Below are 24,334 nucleotides of genomic sequence, written 5' to 3' on the forward strand. Positions count from 1 at the left end.
AAGGCAAGAACAAAATAAGCAATCCCACCTTCATTCATTTTCCTGAAAATCGAGATTACTTATTATGTAAAAATTATTTATTCTTTTTTTGCTTTTCATGCAATTTCCCAGTATTTAAATAAATAATCCCTAGGAACAGGACAGGGGTTACAACAAACCCAAACTGTGGCTTCAAAAACATCATTGCAAACATTGAGAATAGTAAAAAAACATTTAGACAGCTGACATACCATTTCCGCAGTCCATAGTAAATTGAAATCCGAAACACATCTTTAAAAGAAGCTTGCGGGTTTCGTACTTGAAAATACCAAGCATTCAGCATAATAGCTAACCCAAAAATTAGCAGAAGGACCATCAATGGAATAAACCATTTACCAATCGTTGTTTTGGCAAAAAAGAATATATCTGTCACACTGATGATGCTACTTCCTAATCCAAGCAAGCTGATAAGAAAGCCTCTTAACCCAAACTGACGAAACTTTTGGAAAAAAGTTTTAAACGGATCCAGCTCTTTTTCTTCTTTAAAAGTATCGATTAAGCCTAAAAGTGCAATCATCCCTGCCCCCATCGGCAGCAACGTTACTACAAAAAGTGGGAGGTTTCGTGGATCAATGTCTAAGCTAATCACCGCTATGAAAAAAGGAATGTTCACTAAAAGAAGCCCTAGATTACCGATAAATAAAATGTAAAGCCAGCGAAAAATTTTCATATAGATATTATTATCAAAGGTTTGCTTAGTAAACATTCAAACTTCCTCCTAATTCTTCATTCCAGATGTAGCAATACCTTCAACAAAGTATTTTTGCATTGCTAAAAAGACAATCCCTACTGGTAAAATAGAAACCACTGATGCGGCCATGATTAAGGCATATTCAGCATCAAATAAACCGACGAACATTTTCAAACCTAACTGAATCGTTTTATTCTCAGTAGAAGATAAATAAATGAAAGGTCCCATATAGTCATTCCATGTATTCACAAAAGTAATAATCGTGAGACTGGCTAAAGCTGGTTTGGTTAATGGTAAAATAATTTTCCAATAAATTCCCCACTCACTTAACCCATCAATCCGCGCGCTTTCACATAGTGAATCTGGAATACTGCTGTAATATTGTTTCAGTAAAAAAACCCCAAATGCATTAAATGCTTGTAATAAAACAAGTGACCATAACGTGTCAGTCAAACCTAATTGACGCATCATAATAAATTGTGGAATCATATACGATTGCCAAGGAATAGCAATTGTTGCGATGTACGTAATAAAAAGTGTATCTCTTCCTCTAAAATTCATTTTTGAAAAGCCATATGCTGCAAAACTTGAAGTAAATAGTTGAATAATCGTAATCACAATACTTAAAAATAACGTATTTTTAAAGAAAGTTAACAATGGAATGCGTTCCCAAATAACGGAATAGTTTTCTGGATGCCAACTTTTAGGAATCCATTGAATTGGAATGGTGAAAACTTCATTGTTTGTTTTAAATGATGCTGAAACCATCCAAATGAAAGGCACCAAAGTAATTAACGCAAGTAAAGTTAAGAGAATGATTACAAGGATCCCACCAGGTGTGACTTTTTCTGCTTTTTTCGTTTTTGCTTTTCGAGTATTTTCTTTTTTTGAAAAAGTTGCTTCCATCTTTTCTCCTCCTAAACTTTCTCTTGATGTTGATTCCATTTAAATTGAGCCACAGTAATCGCTAGAACGATGATGAATAAGACCATCGCAATGGCTGATGCATAACCAAAATTAAATTTGACAAAGGCTTCATTGTAAATTTCGTAAACTAACACATTCGTTGCACGTCCTGGTCCACCACCAGTCATAACTTGAACTAAGTCAAACACTTTGAAACAGTTAATTACAAGCATGATAGTCACGAAAAAGGTCGTTGGTCGTAGTGAAGGTAAGGTAACATTTAAAAATTGATTCCATTTACCCGCCCCATCCATTGACGCTGCTTCATATAATTCTCTTGGCACACTTTGTAAACCAGCTAAATACAAAATCATATAATACCCCATAAAGCGCCACACACTAACGATGATAATTGCTGGTAAAGCCCAAGTAGAACTAGATGTCCAGCCAGGAGGATTTTCAATAAATAATTTCAAAAATTGATTAATTGGTCCCATCGTTGGATGAAATAGCATATTCAAAACGACCGCAATCGCAACTAATGACGTTACATAAGGAAAGAAAAAAGCCGTTCTAAAAAATTTCATCCCTCTAATTTTACGATTCAACAAAATCGCTAGTCCTAATGAGCAAATCAATGTTAACGGAACAACACCAATCGTATAGATAAACGTTTGTTTTAACGAAATCCAAAACGTATCATCATGAATCATTTTGGTGAAATTTTTCATTCCGACAAATTCAGGAGTTGAAAAAGAATCCCAACTCATAAAAGCTAAAATCAGTGAACAGATAACCGGGATTAAAGTGAAGAGGAAAAAGCCAATAAAGTTTGGTGCGATAAAAGATAACGCAGTCCACGTATTTTTTCGTCTCAATTTATTTGCTGTTTTTGTTTTTGAAGTAATTTCCATAATTGTATTCTGTTAAGTGAACTTAACAGGCCCTCCTTCCAAACTCAAGCTACATTCTTTATTTAAAAAAATAAGCTGAAATTCATTGTAGGTTACTCATTTCAGCTTATTTTTTTCATCAATCTTTTGTGTTTTTGCTGGAAATAATAATTAGTCTATCTCTGCTTTGACACGTTTTTCCATGTTAGCAATACCATCTTTTGGTTTTTCGTCGCCGACCATAATTAAATCATGTTCTTCTTGTAATACTTTATCAATTGCGGCACCGTTTTTATCAGATGGGAATTCTAAATTAATTGTATCTGGGTTAAAGGCTTTTTGTGAGACTTCATCTGAAGGCATTCCTTTTCTTGCAAAGTAGATTTTATCAATTTCATCTGTTTTATAAGAAGGAACCACTCCTACTTCTGCTAAAAGTTTTGCACCTTCTTTACCTGAAGCAAAGTCTAAGAATTTTTGAGCAGCTTTTTGTTTTTTACTGTTTTTATTAATTGCAAAACTTGTCGGTGAGCCAAAGGTAGTTGCTTTACCTTTTTCTTGTTGTGGTATTTCGGCAATCCCCCATTCGACATTTGTTTTGCCATCATCAATGTTGGTTAATAAAGTCCCCATGTACCAGCTACCCATGTACATCATCGCCGCTTTTGAATTTTCAAATTGTGATTGATACGTTACTTTTGTTGATTTTGCTGTTCCAAAATCCATTTGTGATTGATCTTTTTGCATTCTCAATGCGCGATCATAATAAGTTTCCATATAATTGTATTTCGGTTCAATCAAATTGGCATTATTTTGAGCAGCAGCAATCGCTTGAACGGTTGAGCGCCAAGTATGTTGATAGGCACCATATACTTGTTCTTCTGGTTTAGATAATTTTTTCGCTAACGCTTCATATTCGTCCCAAGTTAAGTTATCGGGATAGGCAATTCCGGCTTCATCAAACATTTTTTTATTGTAATACAATACCCAGAAATCTGTACGGTAAGGCTGAGCATAGGTTTTACCATCGATTTCATACATCTCGTAACTTGCTTTGGCAGGTGCGATATCTAAATCTTTAACGTGATCGGTTAAATCCACCAATTGATTGCGTAGCGCGTAATTAGAATATGAAAGTAAGTTTTTCATGGTTAAAATATCCGTCGTATCTCCTGATGAAAGCATCGTTGTTACTTTTGTGTCATAATCATCTGAAGCAATGTCCACCGGTTCAATAGTGATATCAGGATTTTCCGCTTCAAAAGCTCTGAATAATTTCTCAAATTCTGGGGTCGTGTCATAATTCCAAGTAGTTACTGTTAATTTTGTTTTGCCATCTTCACTCTTTTCAGTTGCTTTCTTTTCACTTGAACCACCACATGCTGTTAAAGTTACTGCCGCCACCGCTAACAACGCTGCCGCTGTTAAGCCTTTTTTCCAAAATTTCATTTGTACTACCTCCGCTATTTATTATTTTTTAGGAGTTTTCCTCCATGAATTACCAAAAAGAATACCAGCTTTTCGCCAAACGAGTTAACGCTTCCAAATAAAAGTAGTCGCCCCAAATCATGCATTCATCGACTCCTGTATTTGTTTTTTTATCATAGACACCATGAAGCAATAGGCCGTTCGACTCTGGTCGTAAAACCGTTGTATACTTTTCCGCTAATGCTTGTAATAGTTCTAGCGCAACCTTTTCATAATAGCCATGTTTTTCATCATTTAATGGAAGCTGACGAGATAATTCCAGTAAGCCACATGCAGCAATTGCAGCAGATGAGCTATCACGTTCTTCTTCACTCCCTTCATTGAAAATTAAATCCCAGTAACAGATTTTGTCCTCTGGTAATTCTTGAATAAAGTAATCAGCAACATTTTTGGCTGTTTCCAGAAAACTACTATCTCCTGTATATAAATAACTTAACGTAAAGCCGTAAATTCCCCAGGCTTGGCCGCGAGCCCAACAAGAATCATCTGAATATCCTTGCTGTGTCTTTCCGTACAAGGCTTCGCCTGTTTCCGTATCAAAATAATACGTATGGAACGTGGTGTGATTTTCTCGCACAATATATTTTTGTGTTTGTTTCGCATGATTGTAGGCAGCTTCATAATACTCTTGCTTGCCAGTCATTTTTGCTGCAAAGTATAATAATGGTAAGTTCATTAAACAATCAATAATCATTCTGCCTCGTTGCTCTGGATCGTCTAAATTCCCCCAAGCTTGAATAATCTTGGCTTTTGGTGAATAACGTTTCATTAATAAATCCGCAGCTTGCAAGGCCATTTCTTTTGAGGCCTCATGACCATTGACTTGATAATCGGCAATGGCTGTTAAAATATACAAAAAGCCTATATCATGTGTTTCCAGCTCAATTTGTTCATCCAAGCGATGTTGAAAAGAAGCCATCTGTGTGGTAATCACTTCATCGAACTCTGTTGAATTTGTTAATTCCTTTGCTAAAAATAACATTCCTGGCCAAAAGCTGGCCGTCCAGTCAATATTTTCTTCAGGATAATAAATTTGATTTAAACTTGCCGCGGGTGGAACTAATTCTTTAAATGTCTCTAAATTTCCTCGAACTTTGTTTAAAGCAAAACTGATTTGCTTCGGCAACCACTCAATCTGTCCATTTTCTGTCATTGTGTATTTCTCCCCCTAATTCCCCAAAATTACAACTTTTTCTTCAACTAAAAGCTGATTTTCTTTTAACCTAACTTTAACTGGCTCAATTTGTTCATTCGGTAGTACGCCTGTCACCAATGAAATTAAAAGATGTTTCCCTTTCGACAAGTTTGCTTTCAAATATGGCAACTCCGTTAACGGATAAAGTAAATTTGTATTCGGTTCTGTTCGAATAATCGCAGCTTCAGAAAAGCCGTTGATATTTTCTACTTTTGACACACCTTTTTTATTTTTTACCTCAGCCATTTGATCAGAAACGCAAGTGACCTTTTCATCGAAGAGCGGGATTGAGAAGCCACCTTCATAAGCCACTAATGCACGTTGTGTCTCAATTTCGTGGATCCGTAAATGTTGGCCTTCTAATGGTACAATTGTCGTTTTGATTGCTACATCGGACCAAGGATGCCATTGATGAATGATACGATCATCAAGAATTTCGTACTGATCATCTAATCCTTTCGTGCGGAAATAATGGTCGTCTTCAGCTAAAGCCAAGCAACTATCATAAGCACCTTCGTAATACCAATAATCACTCTTTATAGTACTGAAACCAAAATGGGAAGAATAAACAAATTTACTATATTTATCATGCGCATGAGCTTGATAATTAATAAATTGTCCCGCTGGAAACATTAAACCATGTGTTCCTGCATCATTTACTTGATAATAGTTCCGACTTTCTGGTGAAGGTAAGTGTTTTTCTGGAAAACTAATAGGCTGTGTTTCTGCTTGCCAATAAGGATGATCTTTTGGTACCGCTAACAAAATGAATGTTTTAAAGGCCCAATAAGGTGAACCAGGACCATTATAGCCTTCGGCAAAGACCATATTTTGATAATCATAACCTACCGACAATAATCCATCTGTTGTAAAAATATCTTTGTTCATCCATTGATGAAGATGTCGGCTGATTAGACCTTTGATCTCACCCCACGGCAATGCTTCAACATCTGCAAAAACTAAGGCACTAAAAAATGACACTTGAGCAAAACGATACGTTAAGCTACGTCCGAAGGGAATCGCTTCTCCTGGCTGAGTAAACCAATATTTAAACTCTTGCGCGAACAAAGTTGCTCGTTCCTTCATAATAGCCACTCTTGCGGTATCTTCCGGGGCAAAACGACAATACAATAAACTATAATAATGAATAGCGAAAGAAACATAATAATCAACTTGTGTCTCGACTCCGTCATAATACCAACCATTACCGACATAAAAACGATCAATAACAGCCAAATCAACAGCGATCTGTTCTTTTGAATACGGCATTTCACAATGTTTCATCGCTAAATTCAGCAACACTCTAAAGAAATGCCAATTATTTGGCGGAATAATGTTTTCATTGGCTTGTATCAGCCAACTGTGTAAATTGTTTTGCTGTTCTTTTGTTAATTGGTCCCACGTTTTTTCTTTGTTTAACAAAAGAAATGTACTTAATGCTCCCATCTCAACAATCAATTGATCATAATCTTTTGTTTTTCCCCAATAAGATGAACTCTCAGGATCGGTTCCTTCGATAATTCCCGTTAGAAAGTCATTCAAATACTCACTTTCATTTTGCGTTACATAAGGACCTAGTCCCCATAATGGTCGTAAAAATGCCTCCGCGTCACGTGTTCCTTTAGAATAAACTGTCCCGTGTGTCCCTAAATCCAGATGACCTTGATATTCTCGATCAAAAAACAATTCCAGTGGCGCTAATAAATCTTCAAATCCTTCTGCAACTTCTTCGTATGTTTCAAAAGGATTCTGTCTAATTCGTGGCTGAATCATGATTCTCCTCACTTTCAATTAATGTCCCTTTCAAAAAGCCGTAATATTCTCCGTAAACTGTCACTTCGTCACCAATCTTCAATTTTTTCTTTTGCTCATTAAAAACTTGATATTTACTAGAACCACTTTTCAAAATAAAACGATCACCTTTTTTTATTAAACTGGAACGACTGTCGCTCTCAACAATCTCCCCTTTCAAAGAAATATATTCATTTAAACGAACGTCACCATTTTGTAATTCTGTTTCTGAATAAGACTGTGCCGTTTCCTTTAGATTTTGAAGAGATTCTTCATCAAATTCTTTTTCACCGGATTTACAACCTGTTAAAGCAAGTAAAATTAGTAAAAAAAGTGAAAATCTTTTCACTAAACCACCTTCTCCATCGAATTAAAGCGCTTTCTTTGACTTTATAGTATATTTTTTTAGTCAAAAAATCAATAGTTTTTGCTAAAAAAAAGTAAAAAAAGCTTTTTCTTGCTTTTTTTTACTAAAAAGAAATATACTATATGCTATAATAGTACTTGAGAAGGAGGCATTTAGAATGGCAACTATCACAGATATCGCAAAAGTCGCGAATGTTTCAATTTCAACTGTATCGCGAGTTCTGAACTATGATCCAAACTTATCCGTTACAGAGGAAACCAAGCGAAAAATTTTTGAAGCAGCAGAAACCCTGAATTATACGAAATATAAAACTAAAAATAAAAACAAACAGCAGGAGCAACTGACACCTAACCTTTCCGTACAAACAGCTCCGCAAGAGCCTTCGATTGCCGTCGTTCAGTGGCGTTCAGATGACGAAGAACTAACGGATATTTACTATATGTCGATTCGTTTAGGCGCTGAAAAACGGGCCGAAGAGTTAGGTTACAATATTCTAAAAGTTTCTCAATTGGAACAACATAACCTTCAAGGGATTGATGGCATTTTGGCAATTGGCAAATTCACTCAAAAGACGTTACAAGAGTTGCAGCAACTGCATCCCAATCTTTGTGTAATTGGCAGTAATTTCCCATTGGAAGAATTTGATTCTGTAAATACTGATTTTTATCAAGCAACCGAGATTGCCTTAACTCATCTTTTAGAATTGGGCCACGAAAAAATTGCCTTTATTGGTGCCGAAGAAAGCGAAAATATGTATGGTTTCCGTCGCTATAAAACACCGACAACCAACGCTTATCTTGACATTATGCAGCATTATCACTTGTTTAACGAAGATTATTTTATCTTAAAAGAAAATGGCATGTTGGATGTCAAAACGGGGGAACAATTGACAGAAGAAGCGTTAGAAAAATGGGGAAATGATTTACCTACTGCGATTCTTGCTTATAATGACGCCTTTGCAATCGGTGTGATACATACGTTAGCCGCACACGGTATAAAGGTTCCTGAAGAAATTAGTGTCATGGGGATCAATGATATCTCTATTTCTCAATATGTCTCACCGCCGCTATCCTCTGTCCATGCCTTTACTGAAGAAATGGGCGAGACAGGCATTAATTTATTGCACAAACGAATTCAAATGCCTAGCATTCCTCGTAGAGTCCTGTTAAACACAGAATTGGTTGTCCGCCAATCGACAACTAGCCCACGCCAGAAATAAAAAATAAGGACCGCTCCTATAAAGGAACCGTCCTTATTTTTTATTTGTTTTGACCAAATAATTCAATTTGTGTTAATGCTGGAAATGGTGATGGTTCATCTGCTTGAATTAACTCTGTTAGTATCACCCACTCCACTGCCCGTTTCGCAAAGGTAAAGCTCTGGCGTTGCTCAGTCTTAACAGTTTTAAAAACTTCATGTGTACCGTCGGAAAATTTTAAAGTCACTTGTTGCCAATAATTATCATGGGGAAAGTCCGCTCGTAATGTTAAGATCACTTTATCCAACAAGACTTCACGCCCAAATTCAATTTTTAATGCGGCATCTAACTGCTGATTAATCCCCCATGATTGATAAGGATACGGCCCATGATAAAGATTAGCGAAGGTACCATCAATCGCATTGCAAGCAAAAAAAGTGGCATCATTTCGCGTTTCCACGTTGGCAGATGCATGAGGATACGCACCAGTAAAATGTTGTAAATCATGCGGATTTAACGCCCAATTACGATAACTCTTAATTTCTTCTTTAGTGGCAATACGCACACTTATATAAGGTTTCTTGGTTTCAAAACGATACGCTGCTCGCGCTTCGATAGCGTTTTCATTTTTTTTGATTGGAAACGTCCATTTTTGTTCTGGAACATAAATTAAACTGCTATCAAGCGTAGCATCTAACTTCACCATTAAATAAGTATTGGGCGTATCTAAACAAACTTGAATCACATCGCCGTCTTGTAATTGACAATCCCGAGCAGCTAAACAAACAAAATCTTTTCCTGTAATAGTTAACTCTTTCAAAGAATCTGAATCATCTATCTTAGCTTTTCTAATTTCTTGTTCTTGATTTAAAATCGATAATGAAATACACGTCATATGCTTCCCTCCTAATTTTACCTTTATTATATATTATTTTAGTAAATTAATCTATTTTTTACTAAAATAATAGTTGATTAAAGAATAAATATTTAGATCAAAAAAATAAAAAGGCTTTTCTTAAAAGTCTCAGACTGTAGACAAATACGTTCAACATTCAGAAAATAGAGTGTTGAGCGTATTTTTTTAACTTAGTATCAAAATCAAAGTAAAAAAATAAAGGCATTCGCCTTTTTCTAGCCCCACAGGGCTAATTTCTTTAAATTCATTACAGCAAAAATTATTCTCGTATGCACTGCGACTTTTTCCAAAGTTCGGTATTTTGTCCAGCGCATCCCGTGCTTCTCTTTTGCATCAGCAAATACTCTTTCAATGGTTTCTTTACGTTTGCGGTATGTTTCTCGATTGAAGGAAGTATGACGAAGATGTTCTGCATTCTCTACCCCAGCTTGCCAGATATGACGAGTCACTACTTTTTGATGATTTTGACTTCTTGTGCACTGTTTCAATTGCGGACAATTCTGACAAATGTAAGATTTTGACTTATATTCACGGTATCCCTCTCGAGTAAGTGTAGAAAAACGTAAGGGTTGATTTTCAGGGCACAGGTAACAATCGTAGTATTCGTCATAGACAAATTGATTTTTGGCTAGTAACGTTCGATCACCTCTAGGTCGTGTATATGGAAGAACAGGATGAAGATTTCTCCGTCGGAGAAATTCTATAAAAGTGGCAGTTTTATACCCAGCATCAGCAGCCACAGCATGTATCGCTGGAAATTTAGTACAGATAGAGGCAACTAAATCAGGAGCAATTTGACTATCATGACGGTTACCAGGCGTCACAATGACGTCTAAAATGAATCCGTGTTCATCACAACCAGTATGAGCAGAATAAGCAAATTGTTTTTCTCGTTCTCCTTTTACATAATATCCACTCTCCGGGTCTACTTTACTTACTTTTCGTTCTTTCATCTCACTTTCTGTTGGGAAAATAAAAGGTCGCTTTCCTGCCTTGATGCGTTCCTCGTTAATTTCTTTCTCTAATTCTGATTGATAGGCTTTTGCTTCAATATGCGTCATTTCTCTAGTAAAATGATGCTTATTTGCATTGGCTTTGATATGAGTAGAATCCATATAGAGAACATCTTCCGTAATCATCCGAGCCTTGACAGCTTGTTCCAGTATGTAGGCAAAGATATCTTCAAAGAGTGTGGTATCTCGAAAGCGGCGAACATAGTTTTTTCCAAAGGTAGAGAAATGCGGAATGGTTTCATTGAAATCGTAGCCTAAAAACCAACGATAAGCGACATTAGTGTCTATTTCTTTTATCGTTTGACGCATGGAACGGATACCAAAGAGATATTGAATGAAGACGATTTTTACTAAAACCACAGGATCAATACTTGGTCGACCTAAGGTCGAATAAGTTGATTCAACAATTGGATAAATGAAGGTAAAATCGATTGCTTTATCTACTTTTCGAATCAAGTGATCTTTTGGCACAAGATCTTCCAAGGAAATCATCATGTATTGATCTCTTCCATTCATTGGATGTTTTGACATCATTTTTTCCACGCTCCTTTAAAACGTTTTCATACATTAAGTATAAAAGAAAAAACTGTAGACGTCATCCCCTTTTTGGGGACTTTGTCTACAGTCTGGCTGTCTATTAATTATAGACATTTTTTTTACTATCATGTGTTCAAAAATTCTTCCTTTCAGCTTAAAAGTTTAAGAGCAAAAAAAGTTTTACTTTTCCATGCAAAATCATAAGAAAGGATTAAATGGGTTGTAGATAGCCAAAAGACTAAATCTCAAACACATAATAGCCAACTACATTTAATGGAATCGAACCATTATTACAGAACCATCATGCAAATAATCTACATTTCTTTATAAATAAACAATTATCAGCCCGCCTCTTACCCCCACGGTTACACTGCATCTTGTAAACAGCTTGGTTATCCCGCCATCGCAAGTGGGTTATGAGCTTTGATAAAGGGTATACTACCTAAAAGTTTGGTTATTGAAATCAGTAGTATTGCTCAACCCTGTACGCATGAAATGCGCCTATTATATCCAGTTATATAGTACACAAGATTATTTTTTTTACATTCCTTTTAAAAACTGCTGAAACTCACATTCAGGTATTTTATGGTGTCTACGAATTTCTTCATCACTCAAAAAAGTTTTTAATTCTAAATATCCTTTTTTCGTCAATGGCTTCGTATTTTCGTTATAATATTCCTCGAATTGTCGTAGTTTCCAAAAAGGAATTTTCAAGATATTCATAATTGCTTTACGAGGTCTTTTAGTTTCGTATAATCGAACAAATCGCTGATATTTACTCATATGTTGAACACTTTTTAGCTCTATCCAACAAATCGTTGTTCGCTTCGCTTTTTGTCCTTTTTGTTTTAACAACTCGTTTGTTCGATACTTTACAATTTCAAATACTGTTTGTTTCGAATCATTCAATGTTTCTACTTCAAAACCAAACATTTCTAACGAAGTATCCTCTTTGTATACGATTGTTTCTACGAACCACTTAAAGACTTTCATACATCTCTCCTCAAACTAAAAAAATATAGTGCAGAGGTTTTTATCAACCTTTGCACTATAAGTATAATCTGCCCTTTTGATTTTAAAATTAACTAGCCATAAGGGTTTAATTTATATATTGACTATATACCTCTTTTCTTTTTCGTTCTTTTTTATACTAAATCCTAAAATCATAAAAAAGAAAGCTGAGATAACAAGGATACTCGTAATAGTTTGAGTTATCCTTAAATTACTTAAATGAAAATTTAATAAAATATAACAATAAATCATTACCGAATGTGCGTTAAAATCGCATTTTTTCATATAGAGATAAGCAAGTTTATATATTTTCCCTAAAAGAAACATCCCTATTATTACACCTGGAATCCAAAAGTTCATGTACATAGTACCAATTGTTTCTGGAGGCCACGATGATGGAAACAATTCTTTAAATGGCATTGATGGTTTGATATTCCTATTCCCTTCTGCAAGTGTCCTTATATAGACCCCTTCATCTACAGGCGGCTTCTCGGGCATAATAGAACTAGGGATGGGAGCAGATAACAAATCTTTAAAACTGCTGCCTAGCCATATGTTACTAACATCAAAATGATTAGTTATAAACAAGTAGGTGTCAATGTAACTTATCTCTTTTGTAGATTTTCCAATGTTATCCTTCACTTCGCTCGCTAAATATTTAGGATTATTTAGAAGTGTTTCTATTCCATCAGGACTTCTTAAAATAGGTATTCCAACAATATAAATTACTAAAAGAGGAACTAACAGCCATATCTTTTTAGGTATTTTTTTTACCCTTTTAACTCCATAATGCCAAGAGATCAAACTAAACGTAACTAATTGAAGCGTTTGTTTTCTTCCTCCTAAAGATGTTAAGAGAAAAGCTACAAATAAAATTAATAACAATAAAAAGAAATATTTAATAAATGATTTCTTATATTTGAACGTATATATATAACAAACAACAGAAATCGTTAATGAAGTTGTTGTCAGCGACAAAAGATATCCATTGCCAGCTGTCATTTGAGTTCTAATATTAAGGTTTGATGTTAAAACACTAAATCCGCCTACGCCTCTCAAAAAAATTAGATAGCCTAACATACCAACAAAAAAAGACAGCAAAGTTCCCACAATATATCTTTTTCTGTTTTCTGATTTAGGAAGGCCAGGTAAGTTTGAAAATTTTTTAATCATAGGTACTTTCATACCAAAATATAAAGAAAACGCACCTATCAATAAAATTACGACAAAATATATTATTTCTTTAGGAATATTTTCTATGCCAATTTCTCGTAATACTTGTGGTTGGATGATGTAGACATCATTTGCAATAGAAAACAGATAAGGCACAGACGTGATAATTAGAAAAAAAAATGAAATCGTTACTGGATTAAATAAATCTTTACCTGCTTTTGTCCATTTTACTAACGGAATCATTAATATTAACAACAGTAAAACTGTTATAAAAAATAGCATAAAATATAATAACCTCCTTAACAAAGTTCTAATTTATAAACATACTTGTAAAAACTATTTTTTATTTAATAAATCAAGTAATGGATTTACCTTAAATAGAGTAGTAATTGTTAAATAGATAGGCAATGCAATAGCAAACTGTATAATATTAGTAAAAATACTACTTGATAAATTACTTGTTAAATAACGTGTGACTGTACACATCAACATTCCTCCTAGTAAAAAGATTCCAATTTTATGATATTCAAATTTAAAATCTGTACTCTCTAAGAAAGATTTTGTTCTTACAAAAGTAACAAAACATTCGGCTAAAATATTTGAAAATACTACACCGAAAAACCCAATAGTTGGCAGCAAAATCAGATTAAATACAATATTAATACCTGCACCAATCATCACTGATTTATTATATTCTTTTATTTGTCCAATCGGCATCAAATATTGCCTAGATATAGAAATACCTAATGGGATAATTACTATAAGTATTGTAAAAAAAGGAATAACATTATTTATATACAGAAACTTTTCTCCAAAAAACCAAGGTACGAGTTTGTCATAAATAGTCAGCATACCAAACATAATAGGAATAGAAAAGAACAACTGCAAATGAATTGTTTTCTCCATCGTTCTTACAATCTTATCAGTATTCCGTTTAGCAAAAATTCCTGTCATGTGTGGCAAAAGAACTAAATCTAAGGTTGTGATGACGGTAATAAATACTGTATTTAACTGCAGTGAATTAATAAAATAACCCACAGCCACACTTCCCAAAGTAAATCCTAAGAGTGTTTTGTTTAAATTAGTATACAGCATGATTGCGATTTGAGGAATAAAATATTCAAACGAACCTTTCAAATGATTCAAGCTATTTTTTATGTGTATCTTTGTAAAATGAATATATTTAGGGATAAACAGCCACACCCCTACTTGGGAAAGAAGGATGCCTGTCGCTTGTATCATTGTATATTTGATTGTGTCCCCTTCATTTTTAATAAACAAAATGATCAAAACGAAAGTAATTAATTGGACAAACAAACTTGACATACTTACCTTTTTAAAATCTTCGATCCCCATAAAAAACCATGAAACATCAAAAAATACTGTTAATATTGTTAAAGATTGGATAAATAAATATATCCTATTGTCTAGAAATAAAGCCACAATGAAATATACCACGATAACACCGATTGTAATGAGGGCTTTAAAAACAAAAATCTCCCAAAATACTTTTGACAGCTCCTGTTTATTTCTATTATAAGCTAGAGCTATTTCCCTATTTCCGTATATTGTCACACCCAAGCCAGCGACCAAAACAAAATACTGAGCAATCGAAAACGTGTAATTATAAATTCCCAGCCCTGCTGGTCCAAGAGCATTTGATACTATTGGTATTGTAATGATAGGAATAATTATTTTAGCGACTTGGAATAAACTCTGGTAAAAAAAATTTTTTGCTATATTTTTCATATTTTAATCCCGTCTAAAAATATCTCTCGTATAAACTTTTTCTTGAACATCAGCCAGATGACTTTCCATACGGTTCGAAACAATCACATCTGCCATTTTTTTGAATTCTTCAAAATCTTTGATTACTCGTGAATGAAAGAACTCTTCGGCATCCAGTGTTGGCTCATAAACCACCACTTCAATCCCTTTTGCCTTGATTCTTTTCATGATCCCTTGAATAGAGGAATATCGAAAGTTATCAGAATTTGCTTTCATTGTTAAACGATAAATACCGACTGTTTCCGGCTTTTTAGCTAAAATTTGTTCTGCAATGAAATCTTTTCTTGTTGTATTTGCTTCCACAATAGCGCCTATGATGTTGCTTGGAACTTCCTCATAATTGGCTCTTAGCTGCTTCGTGTCTTTAGGTAAACAATATCCCCCGTAACCAAAAGAAGGATTATTATAATGCGAACCAATTCGTGGATCTAAACCTACTCCTTCAATAATTTGTTTTGTATTTAAACCTCGAGATTCAGCGTAAGTATCCAACTCATTGAAGTAGGCCACACGTAACGCAAGATAGGTATTTGAAAACAATTTGATTGCTTCTGCTTCAGTAGCATGAGTCAATAAAACTGATACCTCTTGATCTAAGGCATTTCGCTTAAACATATCCGCAATTTCTTGTCCGCGATCAGAACATTCCCCTACTACGATTCTAGAAGGATGGAGATTATCATATAGAGCTCTTCCTTCACGCAGAAATTCTGGAGAGAAAATGATATTTTCTGTTTTAAATTTTTCTTTTACGTCTGCCGTATACCCCACTGGTACAGTAGATTTTATAATGAATGTCGCATCAGGACGAATAGCTAATGCTTTTTCAATAACATCTTCAACTGTAGCAGTATTAAAGTAATTTTTCTTTTCATCGTAATCCGTTGGTGTCGCGACAATCAAGTAATCTCCAAATAAAACTGCCTCTTCAAAATCTTTAGTGAATGCTACATTCAAATCATCTCGTTCAAGAAATTCATGGATTTCTTTATCTTCTAGAGGTGACTTCTTATTTTGTAGCATATCGATTTTTTCTTCGACAATATCATATGCTTTAACATTTTCATGCTGGCTAAGCAGCAAAGCGTTCGCTAAACCGACGTAGCCGAGGCCGAATACTGAAATATTCATAATTAAGTATACTCTCCATAACGTTATTTATTATTCACTTGTCCAGTACATACTATAAACAAAAAAAGAAACTTGAAATATTGACGATGCTTTGCATACTGCTTTCAAACAAATAATAGATTAGATAAACACATATTACAGCTGTTTTTTACTTATCAATTTTTTAGCTATATCTACAGACGTATAAAATTACTTCTTGCCGTTATTCATTATCTTTTCGAGTTTCAAAGAAATATCATCTCTTAAAATTGAGAAATCAATTCTGGATTTCATAAACGCTTTGATGTTATTTTGCATTACTTGATATTCTTCATTAGACATATTATATAAGGCTTTGATTGCTTTTCTAAATCCTTCAATATTTTCCAAAGAACAAATGTAGCCTTCTTGACCATCTTCTATATCATTCCACGGGGTTTTATCACTAAGAATAACTGGGCATCCATTTGACAAAGACTCCGAAATAACGTGTCCGTAATTTTCACTTTTAGTAGGAAATAAGAAAGCATCATACTTCCTAAATACTCCATCAACATCCTCATGACTTATATTTCCTTTATAATTAACCTCTATATTAGCAGGCAAAGCTGCTATTTTTTTTTGACAAATCTCCCAATAATTTTTATCTTCTATAGGACCAAAAATATCCAAATATACATTTTCTTCAAGTGTATTTAAAATTTCAATTGCATAATCTAAATTTTTTTTGGGAACGATTCGAGATAAAAAGACCAAATTTAATTTTTTTTCGTGTTTATTCTTCTTGTTATTCACTTTGCTTGGACTAGGGATATTTGTAAATAATATTGTATCGTTTGATGGAAACAGATTTTTTAAAACGTTATCCTCTTCATTGCTTGTCGATTGAAAATAAATATTTTTATGGAATATATTTCCTAATTTAAAAACATTTATATAAACATTTTTTTTCATACTTTTATTACTTCTAGCTCCGTCTAGCAACTGTCCCCTAGGCGCAATTAGTAACGGTATAGTAAAGTTGGTATAAAAAACTGAGCCTATTAATTTATAATCAAAAAAACTATTTATATATATTAAATCAGGTTTTATTTCCTTGATTACACTACCCATAAGTTTAGAAAAACTTTTTTCTCTATTTACATAGAGAACTTTCGCTTCTGGCCTTATATTCCATCCCTCATTAATGCCCTGCAACCGTTCATTTTCATTAAGGTCATGATCACGCGTAACAATATGGAAAGTATATTTATCTTTTAATAGCTCACAAAAGTTTAGTATACTGACCGGTGGCCCACCATATTTTTGTGCAGGAAAATATCCTTCAGCAACTATTAATATTTTTTTCTTCACTAACCCCACACCACCCGATTCACATAGTCGGTATAAGATAGGATAATGCGCAAAACTTTTTCCGAAACATTTGGCATAGAGTAGTCTGCCACATGGCGCAAAGTATCTTTTTCTTGTGTTCCCAATACTTCTAGTCCTTGCATTATCCGCTCTTTTTCTAGTCCAACCATCATCACACTGGCTTCTTCCATTGCTTCTGGACGTTCATGCGCTTGTCTGATATTTAGTGCCTTGAAATTCAAGATAGAGGATTCTTCACTGATTGTCCCGCTATCACTTAGTACCGCTTTTGCATGGATCTGCAGTTTATTGTAATCATTAAATCCCATAGGTTTCATCGTTTGGATCAACTCGTGGAACTTGATTCCTTTTGATTCGATCATTTTCATCGTACGCGGATGCGTACTCACGATAATTGGTAGTTGATAGGTTTCAGCAATTGCATTTAAACTATCTACTAGATTTGAGAAATTGCTTTCTGAACTGATATTTTCTTCACGATGTGCGGAGACCACAAAATAATGCCCTTCTTTTAACTCTAATCGTTCAAGGATATCTGACTGTTGGATGTCTTCTTTTCTTGAATTCAATACTTCAAACATTGGGCTGCCTGTTTTGATGACACGATCTGCAGGTAATCCTTCGCGCAAAAGATATTCTCGTGCAATGTCGCTGTATGTCAAATTGATATCAGCTGTGTGGTCGACGATTTTACGATTCGTTTCTTCTGGGACACGCTGATCAAAACAACGGTTACCGGCTTCCATGTGAAAAATAGGGATATGACGACGTTTTGCTGCAATCGCACATAAACAACTATTGGTATCACCTAATACTAAAAAGACATCTGGCTTTACTTCTTCCAAGATAGGATCAATCTTGATTAAGATATTCCCAACGGTCTCGATTGCTGTACCTGTTGCTGCATTTAAAAAATAGTCTGGTTTCTTCAACTTGAAATCTTCAAAAAACACTTCATTTAGCTCATAGTCATAGTTTTGTCCCGTATGTACCAATACATGGTCAATAGCTTCTGAACTTTCTAAACGATTGATTACAGCAGATAAACGAATGATTTCTGGGCGCGTGCCTACCACTGTCATCACTTTTAAATTTTTCATTGATTAAACCTCCACATAATAAGTATCTGGATGTTCTGGATCAAATGGCTCATTGACCCACATCACAGTTACCATGTCTGTTGTTCCTAGATTTTCAATATTGTGCGTATATCCCACTGGAATATCTACTACTTCCAACTTTTCTCCAGAAACAAAATACTCAATTACTTCACTTGAATCGATTTTTCTAAAACGGATAACACCTTGCCCGCTTACAACTAAAAATTTCTCGTTTTTTGTGTTATGCCAGTGATTTCCTTTGGTGATTCCTGGTTTTGAGATATTGATGGATACTTGTCCGCGATCTTTTGTTCGTAAAAATTCAGTAAACGATCCACGATTATCTATATTCATTTTTAGAAAATAAGAAAAATCATCTTCTGGCAGAAAACTCAAATATGTGCTGTACAGATTTTTTTCTACTCTTCTGGCAAGGTTTGGCACACTCAAATCTGTTCGGCTGTTTTTAAATGAAGTAATCAGTTCTTTTAGCTCACCAATCGTCACTTCATCTGTTTCTCGAACTGCACAATAGCCATTTTCCATATAAGGTTTACCATTCAGACAATGAAGTAATTCTTTTACTACATCATCGATATAACAAAGTTCAACGGCCGCATTTGGATCATTGACTGTGACTTCTTCATTTCTTGCGATTTTATAACAGAATGTTGCTACTACCGTATTGTAATTTGGTCGTGACCATTTTCCGTATAAATTTGCAAAACGATAAATATAAACAGGTGCTCCGGTTTCCTCTTGATAGGATTTCAAGAGTTCTTCACCAGCTTTTTTACTTTTTCCATAGGAATTTTCGAGTGCTGCTTGGATAGAAGAAGAAATCATCACAGGACAAGTATTTTGATGCTCTTTTAATTTTGAAAGCAATTCTGAAGTGAAACCAAAATTCCCCTCCATAAATTCTACCTCATTTTTTGGTCGATTGACACCAGCTAAATGAAAAACAAAATCTGCTTTTTTGCAATATTCATCTAATAAATCCTTTGGTGTATCTATGTCAAAACTGAAAATATCTGTGTAGCCTTCATTTTTTAATTCAGCAATCAGATTTTTCCCAACAAAGCCGTTTGCTCCAGTCACTAAGATATTCATTTGTTTTGCCACTCTTTCAATTCTTTTTTAACGTAATCTAATTCAAGAAGTCTTTCCTTGATTTGCTCAATAGATAAGCGTTGCGTATTGTCTGAATTGTATTCTCCTTCTTGTGTTAATTCCTTACTGCCTTCCACAAAATATTTATCATAATTAAGATCACGTGTGTCTGCCGGAACGCGATAAAAGTCACCCATATCTTGGGCTACTAAATATTCTTCTTTCGTTAATAACGTTTCATACTGCTTTTCTCCATGACGTGTCCCAATTACATGAATTTCATTTTCTGCCTGAAATAGTTCTTTCACTGCTTGGGCTAAATCCCCAACTGTCGAAGCAGGTGATTTTTGTACCATGATATCTCCGGCTTTTGCATTCTTAAAGGCAAAAACAACTAATTCTACAGCTTCTTCTAAACTCATCAAGAAACGTGTCATCTCAGGATCTGTCACAGTTAAAGGTTTATTCGCTTTGATTTGGTCAATAAAAAGCGGGATGACTGATCCGCGAGAAGCCATTACATTTCCGTAACGAGTCCCGCATATCGTCGTGCGTTCTTCCGAAACAGTTTTTGCTTTTGCAACAAACACTTTTTCCATCATCGCTTTAGAAATCCCCATTGCATTGATAGGATAAGCTGCTTTATCTGTTGATAAGCAAATCACTTTTTGAATATCCATTTCGATGGCAGCTGTCAGCACGTTGTCGGTTCCTACAATATTTGTTTTTACAGCCTCCATAGGGAAAAATTCACAAGAAGGTACTTGTTTAAGTGCAGCAGCATGAAACACATAATCAACCCCATACATCGCATTTTTCACGCTATTAATATCACGAACATCACCAATGTAAAATTTCAATTTATCGTTATTGTATTTTTTCCGCATGTCGTCTTGTTTTTTCTCATCCCGTGAAAAAATGCGGATTTCTTTAATATCAGAATCTAAAAATCGTTTCATTACTGCGTTACCAAAAGAGCCAGTTCCGCCAGTGATTAATAATATTTTATCTTTGAACATGCTTTGTTCTCCCTTTTTATCATTTAAAATGCTTCATGATTGTAGTATAGCTTTTTTCTACATCAAAATTATTTTTCAAATAAATAAATGCATTTTCCCCTAAGATATTTCTGGTATTCTTATCTTTCAGTTTTTCCATATTACCTACAAATTTTCTTAAATCTCCGTGTTCTGAACAATATCCAAACTGCCCCTCCACTATCATTTCTTTCAAATCTGTAGATCTGTCTACCGCTGCTAAAATAGGTTTTCTTGACTCCATATATCCTAGTATTCTAGAAGGAATATTTGGGATAGTGAATCTTTTGTCTAAAAATACTAAACCTATATCTGCAATAGATTCCACTTTTTTATACTCATTTTTAGGTAATCCATTAATTAATAATGTATTTTTTATATCATTAGAACTTAAATATTTTTTTATTCGCTCATATTCTGTTCCAGAACCAACTATTAATAAGAAAAAATCTTTTCTTTCTTCTAGACTTTTTATTATTTCTAAAAGAAAATCAACTCCTTGGGGCTTTCCTAAATTGCCGCCATACAGCATTACCACTTTATCTTCTGGAATACCATATTCACTGCCTATTTCCTTTTTGAGGAGTTGACAGTCTACCTTATCGTTTTTGATTCTAATAGAATTAGGATTTATTTCCACAATTTTTCTTCTATCAAATTCATTATGGTGGAGTATATATTGAGAATTTTTTTCTGACATTGTTCCTATATAGTCAGATACTTCGTATAACGAAACTTCCTTTTTTCTAAAATATTTATAAATCAAACTTTTTTTCGAGATTTTGCCCAGATCAACTGCATTTTGTGGAAATATATCTTTCAACAAAAGATAGCTTTTGCAGTTGTCTCTTTTCTTTATAAAATCAACCACTTTAGCAAAAGTCACCGGAGGGGTAGAGTAAACCACTAAATCAAACTTTATATCTGAAAAATAATGCTTGATTCCGTTTATAAATTGTTGTTCTATCTGTATTGTAGAAATACCTTTTTCTAACAAATTAGTTTTTTGGATATTTCCTATTTTTAATTTTAAAATTTTACATTTATCATTGATTTCGATTAAATGAGTTTTTGTATTTTTTTTTCTTTCAACTGGAGATATGATTGAAACATTGTGTTTGTTTTTTACAAATTCAGAGAGCAAATCAGTATAAATATTACTTTCCTCCAAAATTTCGAAATCTAAAAGAGTAAGAAATAGAACGTTCAATGACATAATGCATTTAACTCCCTTTAAATTTTTCTGGTGTACTGTTGGTGATTGCATCGATATTCTCTTTCATAATTACTTTTGCGCAAGTTTTAACTATAATCGCTATATCACCAAAAAAGCTGATTTTCTTCACATACTGGAGATCCAAATCAAATTTTTCTTCCCAACTAATTGCATTTCTTCCGTTAACTTGGGCTAATCCAGTTAAACCAGGTCTCACGTTGTGTCTTTTCTTCTGTTTTTCATTATAGAGAGGCAGATATTCCACTAATAATGGACGAGGCCCAACGATCGACATATCCCCTTTTAAAATATTCCATAGTTCAGGTAGTTCATCTAAACTGGTTGCTCTAAGCATTTTACCGAACTTTGTTAAGCGAACATCATCTGGTAAATAATTTCCGTTCTGATCTCTTTCATCAGCCATTGTTCGAAATTTATACATAGAAAAAATTTTTTCATTTTTACCTGGACGCTCTTGTTTAAAAATAACAGGAGAACCAAGCTTAGTTTTTACTAATATTGCGACAATCAAAATAATCGGAGATAAAATGATAAGAGCAATTCCTGATAATAAAATATCTAGTGCTCTTTTTCCAATAAGTTGATAAAACGTTTTTTTACGCATGATTGATCACTCTTTTAATGGTAGTTACTACGCGATTTAAATCTTCATCTGACATTTTTGTGTCTGAAGGCAAACAAACACCTGATTCAAATAAAGTCTCTGCAACATTATCACCAATATAATCATATTGTTTGAAAACAGGCTGCAGATGCATTGGTTTCCATACTGGACGCGCCTCTATATTGTCTTTGTCCAATTCATCAATAAGGAAAGTAGAATCAAGCCCATTAACTGTTATTACACTCAACCAATAATTAGGCTCATTCCAACTATTTTCTGGCATAAATTGGATATTTGACAGATTTGATAGTTCTTTTTTATAAAAATCGTAAATATAGCGTTTCTTTTCAATTCTATCTTTCAAAACTTTGAGTTGTCCACGACCAATACCAGCAACGATATTGCTCATACGATAATTGTAACCAATCTCATTATGCTGATAGTGACGTGCATTCTCACGGGATTGAGTAGCCCAAAATTTTACTTTATCTATCTTCTCTTTGCTTTCAGAAACTAACATTCCTCCACCTGATGTAGTGATTATTTTGTTTCCATTAAAAGAAAAGATTCCATATTCACCAAATGTACCAGTAAATTTTCCTTTATACGTAGTCCCTAAAGATTCGGCAGCATCTTCTATCAAGGTCACACCATACTCATCACATATTTGCGTTATTTCATCTAAATTAGCTGATAAACCATACAAATGCACCACTAAAACAGCTTTTGCCTGAGGATATTTTTCTAAAGCCTCTCTTAAATGACTTGGACTCATATTCCAAGTCTCATAATCACTATCTACGAATACTGGTACAGCATTCTGATAAATAACTGGATTCACTGTGGCAGAGAAAGTTAGGGATTGGCAAATCACTATATCATCTTTACCGACCCCTGCTGCTTTTAATGCTAAATGTATAGCGGCAGTACCTGAAGAAAGTGCCGCAGCATGTCCAGTTCCAACATATTCTGCTAATTCCTCTTCAAAACCATTGACATTCATGCCTAAAGGAGCCACCCAATTTGTATCAAACGCTTCTTTTACATACGCTTGTTCATAACCTTCTTCACTCATATGAGGAGAAGCTAATAATATTCTTTTTTTATCCAATTTAATCACATCTTTCTATGATTCTAGCTGGTACACCAACATTTTTAGTATGATTTTCGATATCTCTAATCACTACACTTCCTGCACCTATAATATTTCCATTACCAATAGCTATATTTTGTATAATTTTAGTTCCGACACCTATTTGATTTTTATCGCCTAAAGTAACTTTCCCGGAAAGGTTTACACTAGGAAAAATAGAATTATAATCACCTATTTTTGCATCATGACCAATAGTAGAACTGATATTGATCATATTAAAATTTCCTAGAACAATATCGGCTGTATAAGACGTATACGGCATCAAGATATTCCCAATACCTAAATGGATATTTATTCCTATTAATGCACTAGGCGCAATCAAATTTGGGAAAATCAAATTAGTGTTTCCTTTTAACGTTTGATATATTTTCTCTTTTATACGGGGAGAAGCAATCCCCATAAAGACAGCAGTTTTCTTGTCTATATTCATTAGAGATTTTATATTTCCTAAAACAGGTTTGCCTACTACTTTATCACCGTGTATGTTTGATTCATCATCAACGAAACCAATCAGTTCATATTCAGGGAAACTTTGCAGTAAAAAAGCAATCTCTTTACCAAATCCACCTGCGCCTACAATAATTGTTTTCACGTAACTCC

General features: G+C 34.2%; 22 protein-coding genes. 1 reads left to right on the plus strand and 21 read right to left on the minus strand.

Annotated elements, in window-relative coordinates:
• Positions 1 to 73: 73 nt before the first annotated feature.
• From IGL23_RS08925 to IGL23_RS08955, 7 genes are all read right to left on the minus strand, one after another.
• Positions 74 to 745 (minus strand): hypothetical protein, encoded by a 672-nt coding sequence (locus tag IGL23_RS08925; RefSeq protein ID WP_002389950.1) that lies wholly within the window; start codon positions 743 to 745, stop codon positions 74 to 76.
• Between the two features lie 12 nt (positions 746 to 757).
• A complete protein-coding gene (locus IGL23_RS08930; RefSeq protein ID WP_002383582.1) occupies positions 758 to 1,675 on the minus strand; it encodes a carbohydrate ABC transporter permease in 918 nt (305 codons plus the stop codon).
• Entirely contained in the window at positions 1,648 to 2,550 is a 903-nt protein-coding gene (locus IGL23_RS08935) for a carbohydrate ABC transporter permease (protein WP_430619641.1), read from the minus strand. The genes IGL23_RS08930 and IGL23_RS08935 overlap by 28 nt, the downstream gene beginning before the upstream one ends.
• Positions 2,551 to 2,700: 150 nt before the next feature.
• Entirely contained in the window at positions 2,701 to 3,978 is a 1,278-nt protein-coding gene (locus IGL23_RS08940) for an ABC transporter substrate-binding protein (RefSeq protein ID WP_002356838.1), read from the minus strand.
• Between the two features lie 49 nt (positions 3,979 to 4,027).
• The gene (locus IGL23_RS08945) at positions 4,028 to 5,170 is read right to left on the minus strand and encodes a glycoside hydrolase family 88 protein (protein WP_002356837.1); all 1,143 of its coding nucleotides are present in this window, start codon (positions 5,168 to 5,170) and stop codon (positions 4,028 to 4,030) included.
• A 15-nt stretch (positions 5,171 to 5,185) separates the two neighbouring features.
• Positions 5,186 to 6,985, minus strand: a complete 1,800-nt coding sequence (locus IGL23_RS08950) for a DUF2264 domain-containing protein (RefSeq protein ID WP_010709677.1) — start codon at positions 6,983 to 6,985, stop codon at positions 5,186 to 5,188.
• A complete protein-coding gene (locus tag IGL23_RS08955) occupies positions 6,966 to 7,352 on the minus strand; it encodes a hypothetical protein (RefSeq protein ID WP_002356835.1) in 387 nt (128 codons plus the stop codon). The genes IGL23_RS08950 and IGL23_RS08955 overlap by 20 nt, the downstream gene beginning before the upstream one ends.
• A gap of 175 nt (positions 7,353 to 7,527) precedes the next feature.
• On the opposite strand from IGL23_RS08955, the gene IGL23_RS08960 reads away from it, so the two are divergent.
• On the plus strand, positions 7,528 to 8,589 hold the full coding sequence (locus IGL23_RS08960; protein WP_002356832.1) for a LacI family DNA-binding transcriptional regulator: 1,062 nt from the start codon (positions 7,528 to 7,530) through the stop codon (positions 8,587 to 8,589).
• A 40-nt stretch (positions 8,590 to 8,629) separates the two neighbouring features.
• On the opposite strand, the gene IGL23_RS08965 is transcribed toward IGL23_RS08960, so the two are convergent.
• The 14 genes from IGL23_RS08965 to IGL23_RS09030 all read right to left on the minus strand — a co-directional run bounded on the left by IGL23_RS08965 (position 8,630) and on the right by IGL23_RS09030 (position 24,326).
• The gene (locus IGL23_RS08965) at positions 8,630 to 9,463 is read right to left on the minus strand and encodes a hypothetical protein (RefSeq protein ID WP_010709678.1); all 834 of its coding nucleotides are present in this window, start codon (positions 9,461 to 9,463) and stop codon (positions 8,630 to 8,632) included.
• Between the two features lie 236 nt (positions 9,464 to 9,699).
• Complete coding sequence (locus IGL23_RS08970) at positions 9,700 to 11,031, minus strand: IS1182 family transposase (protein ID WP_010709679.1); 1,332 nt, start codon at positions 11,029 to 11,031, stop codon at positions 9,700 to 9,702.
• Between the two features lie 543 nt (positions 11,032 to 11,574).
• Entirely contained in the window at positions 11,575 to 12,027 is a 453-nt protein-coding gene (locus tag IGL23_RS08975) for a hypothetical protein (RefSeq protein ID WP_010709680.1), read from the minus strand.
• 111 nt (positions 12,028 to 12,138) lie between these two features.
• A complete protein-coding gene (locus IGL23_RS08980; RefSeq protein WP_164981171.1) occupies positions 12,139 to 13,461 on the minus strand; it encodes an O-antigen polymerase in 1,323 nt (440 codons plus the stop codon).
• A gap of 93 nt (positions 13,462 to 13,554) precedes the next feature.
• Positions 13,555 to 14,967, minus strand: coding sequence for an oligosaccharide flippase family protein (locus IGL23_RS08985; protein ID WP_010709682.1), 1,413 nt, complete (start codon positions 14,965 to 14,967; stop codon positions 13,555 to 13,557).
• Positions 14,968 to 14,970: 3 nt separating this feature from the next.
• Entirely contained in the window at positions 14,971 to 16,137 is a 1,167-nt protein-coding gene (locus IGL23_RS08990) for a nucleotide sugar dehydrogenase (RefSeq protein ID WP_010709683.1), read from the minus strand.
• 189 nt (positions 16,138 to 16,326) lie between these two features.
• Entirely contained in the window at positions 16,327 to 17,469 is a 1,143-nt protein-coding gene (locus IGL23_RS08995; RefSeq protein ID WP_010709684.1) for a glycosyltransferase, read from the minus strand.
• Positions 17,469 to 18,590 (minus strand): non-hydrolyzing UDP-N-acetylglucosamine 2-epimerase, encoded by a 1,122-nt coding sequence (wecB, locus tag IGL23_RS09000; protein WP_033594402.1) that lies wholly within the window; start codon positions 18,588 to 18,590, stop codon positions 17,469 to 17,471. Before wecB ends, IGL23_RS08995 begins: the two co-directional genes overlap by 1 nt.
• A gap of 3 nt (positions 18,591 to 18,593) precedes the next feature.
• The gene (locus IGL23_RS09005) at positions 18,594 to 19,703 is read right to left on the minus strand and encodes a capsular polysaccharide biosynthesis protein CapF (RefSeq protein WP_010709686.1); all 1,110 of its coding nucleotides are present in this window, start codon (positions 19,701 to 19,703) and stop codon (positions 18,594 to 18,596) included.
• Positions 19,700 to 20,722, minus strand: coding sequence for a polysaccharide biosynthesis protein (locus tag IGL23_RS09010; RefSeq protein ID WP_010709687.1), 1,023 nt, complete (start codon positions 20,720 to 20,722; stop codon positions 19,700 to 19,702). Before IGL23_RS09010 ends, IGL23_RS09005 begins: the two co-directional genes overlap by 4 nt.
• A gap of 19 nt (positions 20,723 to 20,741) precedes the next feature.
• Positions 20,742 to 22,007 (minus strand): glycosyltransferase family 4 protein, encoded by a 1,266-nt coding sequence (locus tag IGL23_RS09015; protein ID WP_225596067.1) that lies wholly within the window; start codon positions 22,005 to 22,007, stop codon positions 20,742 to 20,744.
• Complete coding sequence (locus IGL23_RS09020) at positions 21,964 to 22,581, minus strand: sugar transferase (protein WP_010709689.1); 618 nt, start codon at positions 22,579 to 22,581, stop codon at positions 21,964 to 21,966. The genes IGL23_RS09015 and IGL23_RS09020 overlap by 44 nt, the downstream gene beginning before the upstream one ends.
• On the minus strand, positions 22,574 to 23,692 hold the full coding sequence (locus tag IGL23_RS09025; protein ID WP_010709690.1) for a DegT/DnrJ/EryC1/StrS family aminotransferase: 1,119 nt from the start codon (positions 23,690 to 23,692) through the stop codon (positions 22,574 to 22,576). The genes IGL23_RS09020 and IGL23_RS09025 overlap by 8 nt, the downstream gene beginning before the upstream one ends.
• Before the next feature lies 1 nt (position 23,693).
• On the minus strand, positions 23,694 to 24,326 hold the full coding sequence (locus tag IGL23_RS09030) for an acetyltransferase (protein ID WP_033594403.1): 633 nt from the start codon (positions 24,324 to 24,326) through the stop codon (positions 23,694 to 23,696).
• Between the last annotated feature and the right edge of the window lie 8 nt (positions 24,327 to 24,334).

The organism is Enterococcus sp. MSG3299, from assembly GCF_050555765.1.
Classification (GTDB): domain Bacteria; phylum Bacillota; class Bacilli; order Lactobacillales; family Enterococcaceae; genus Enterococcus; species Enterococcus faecalis.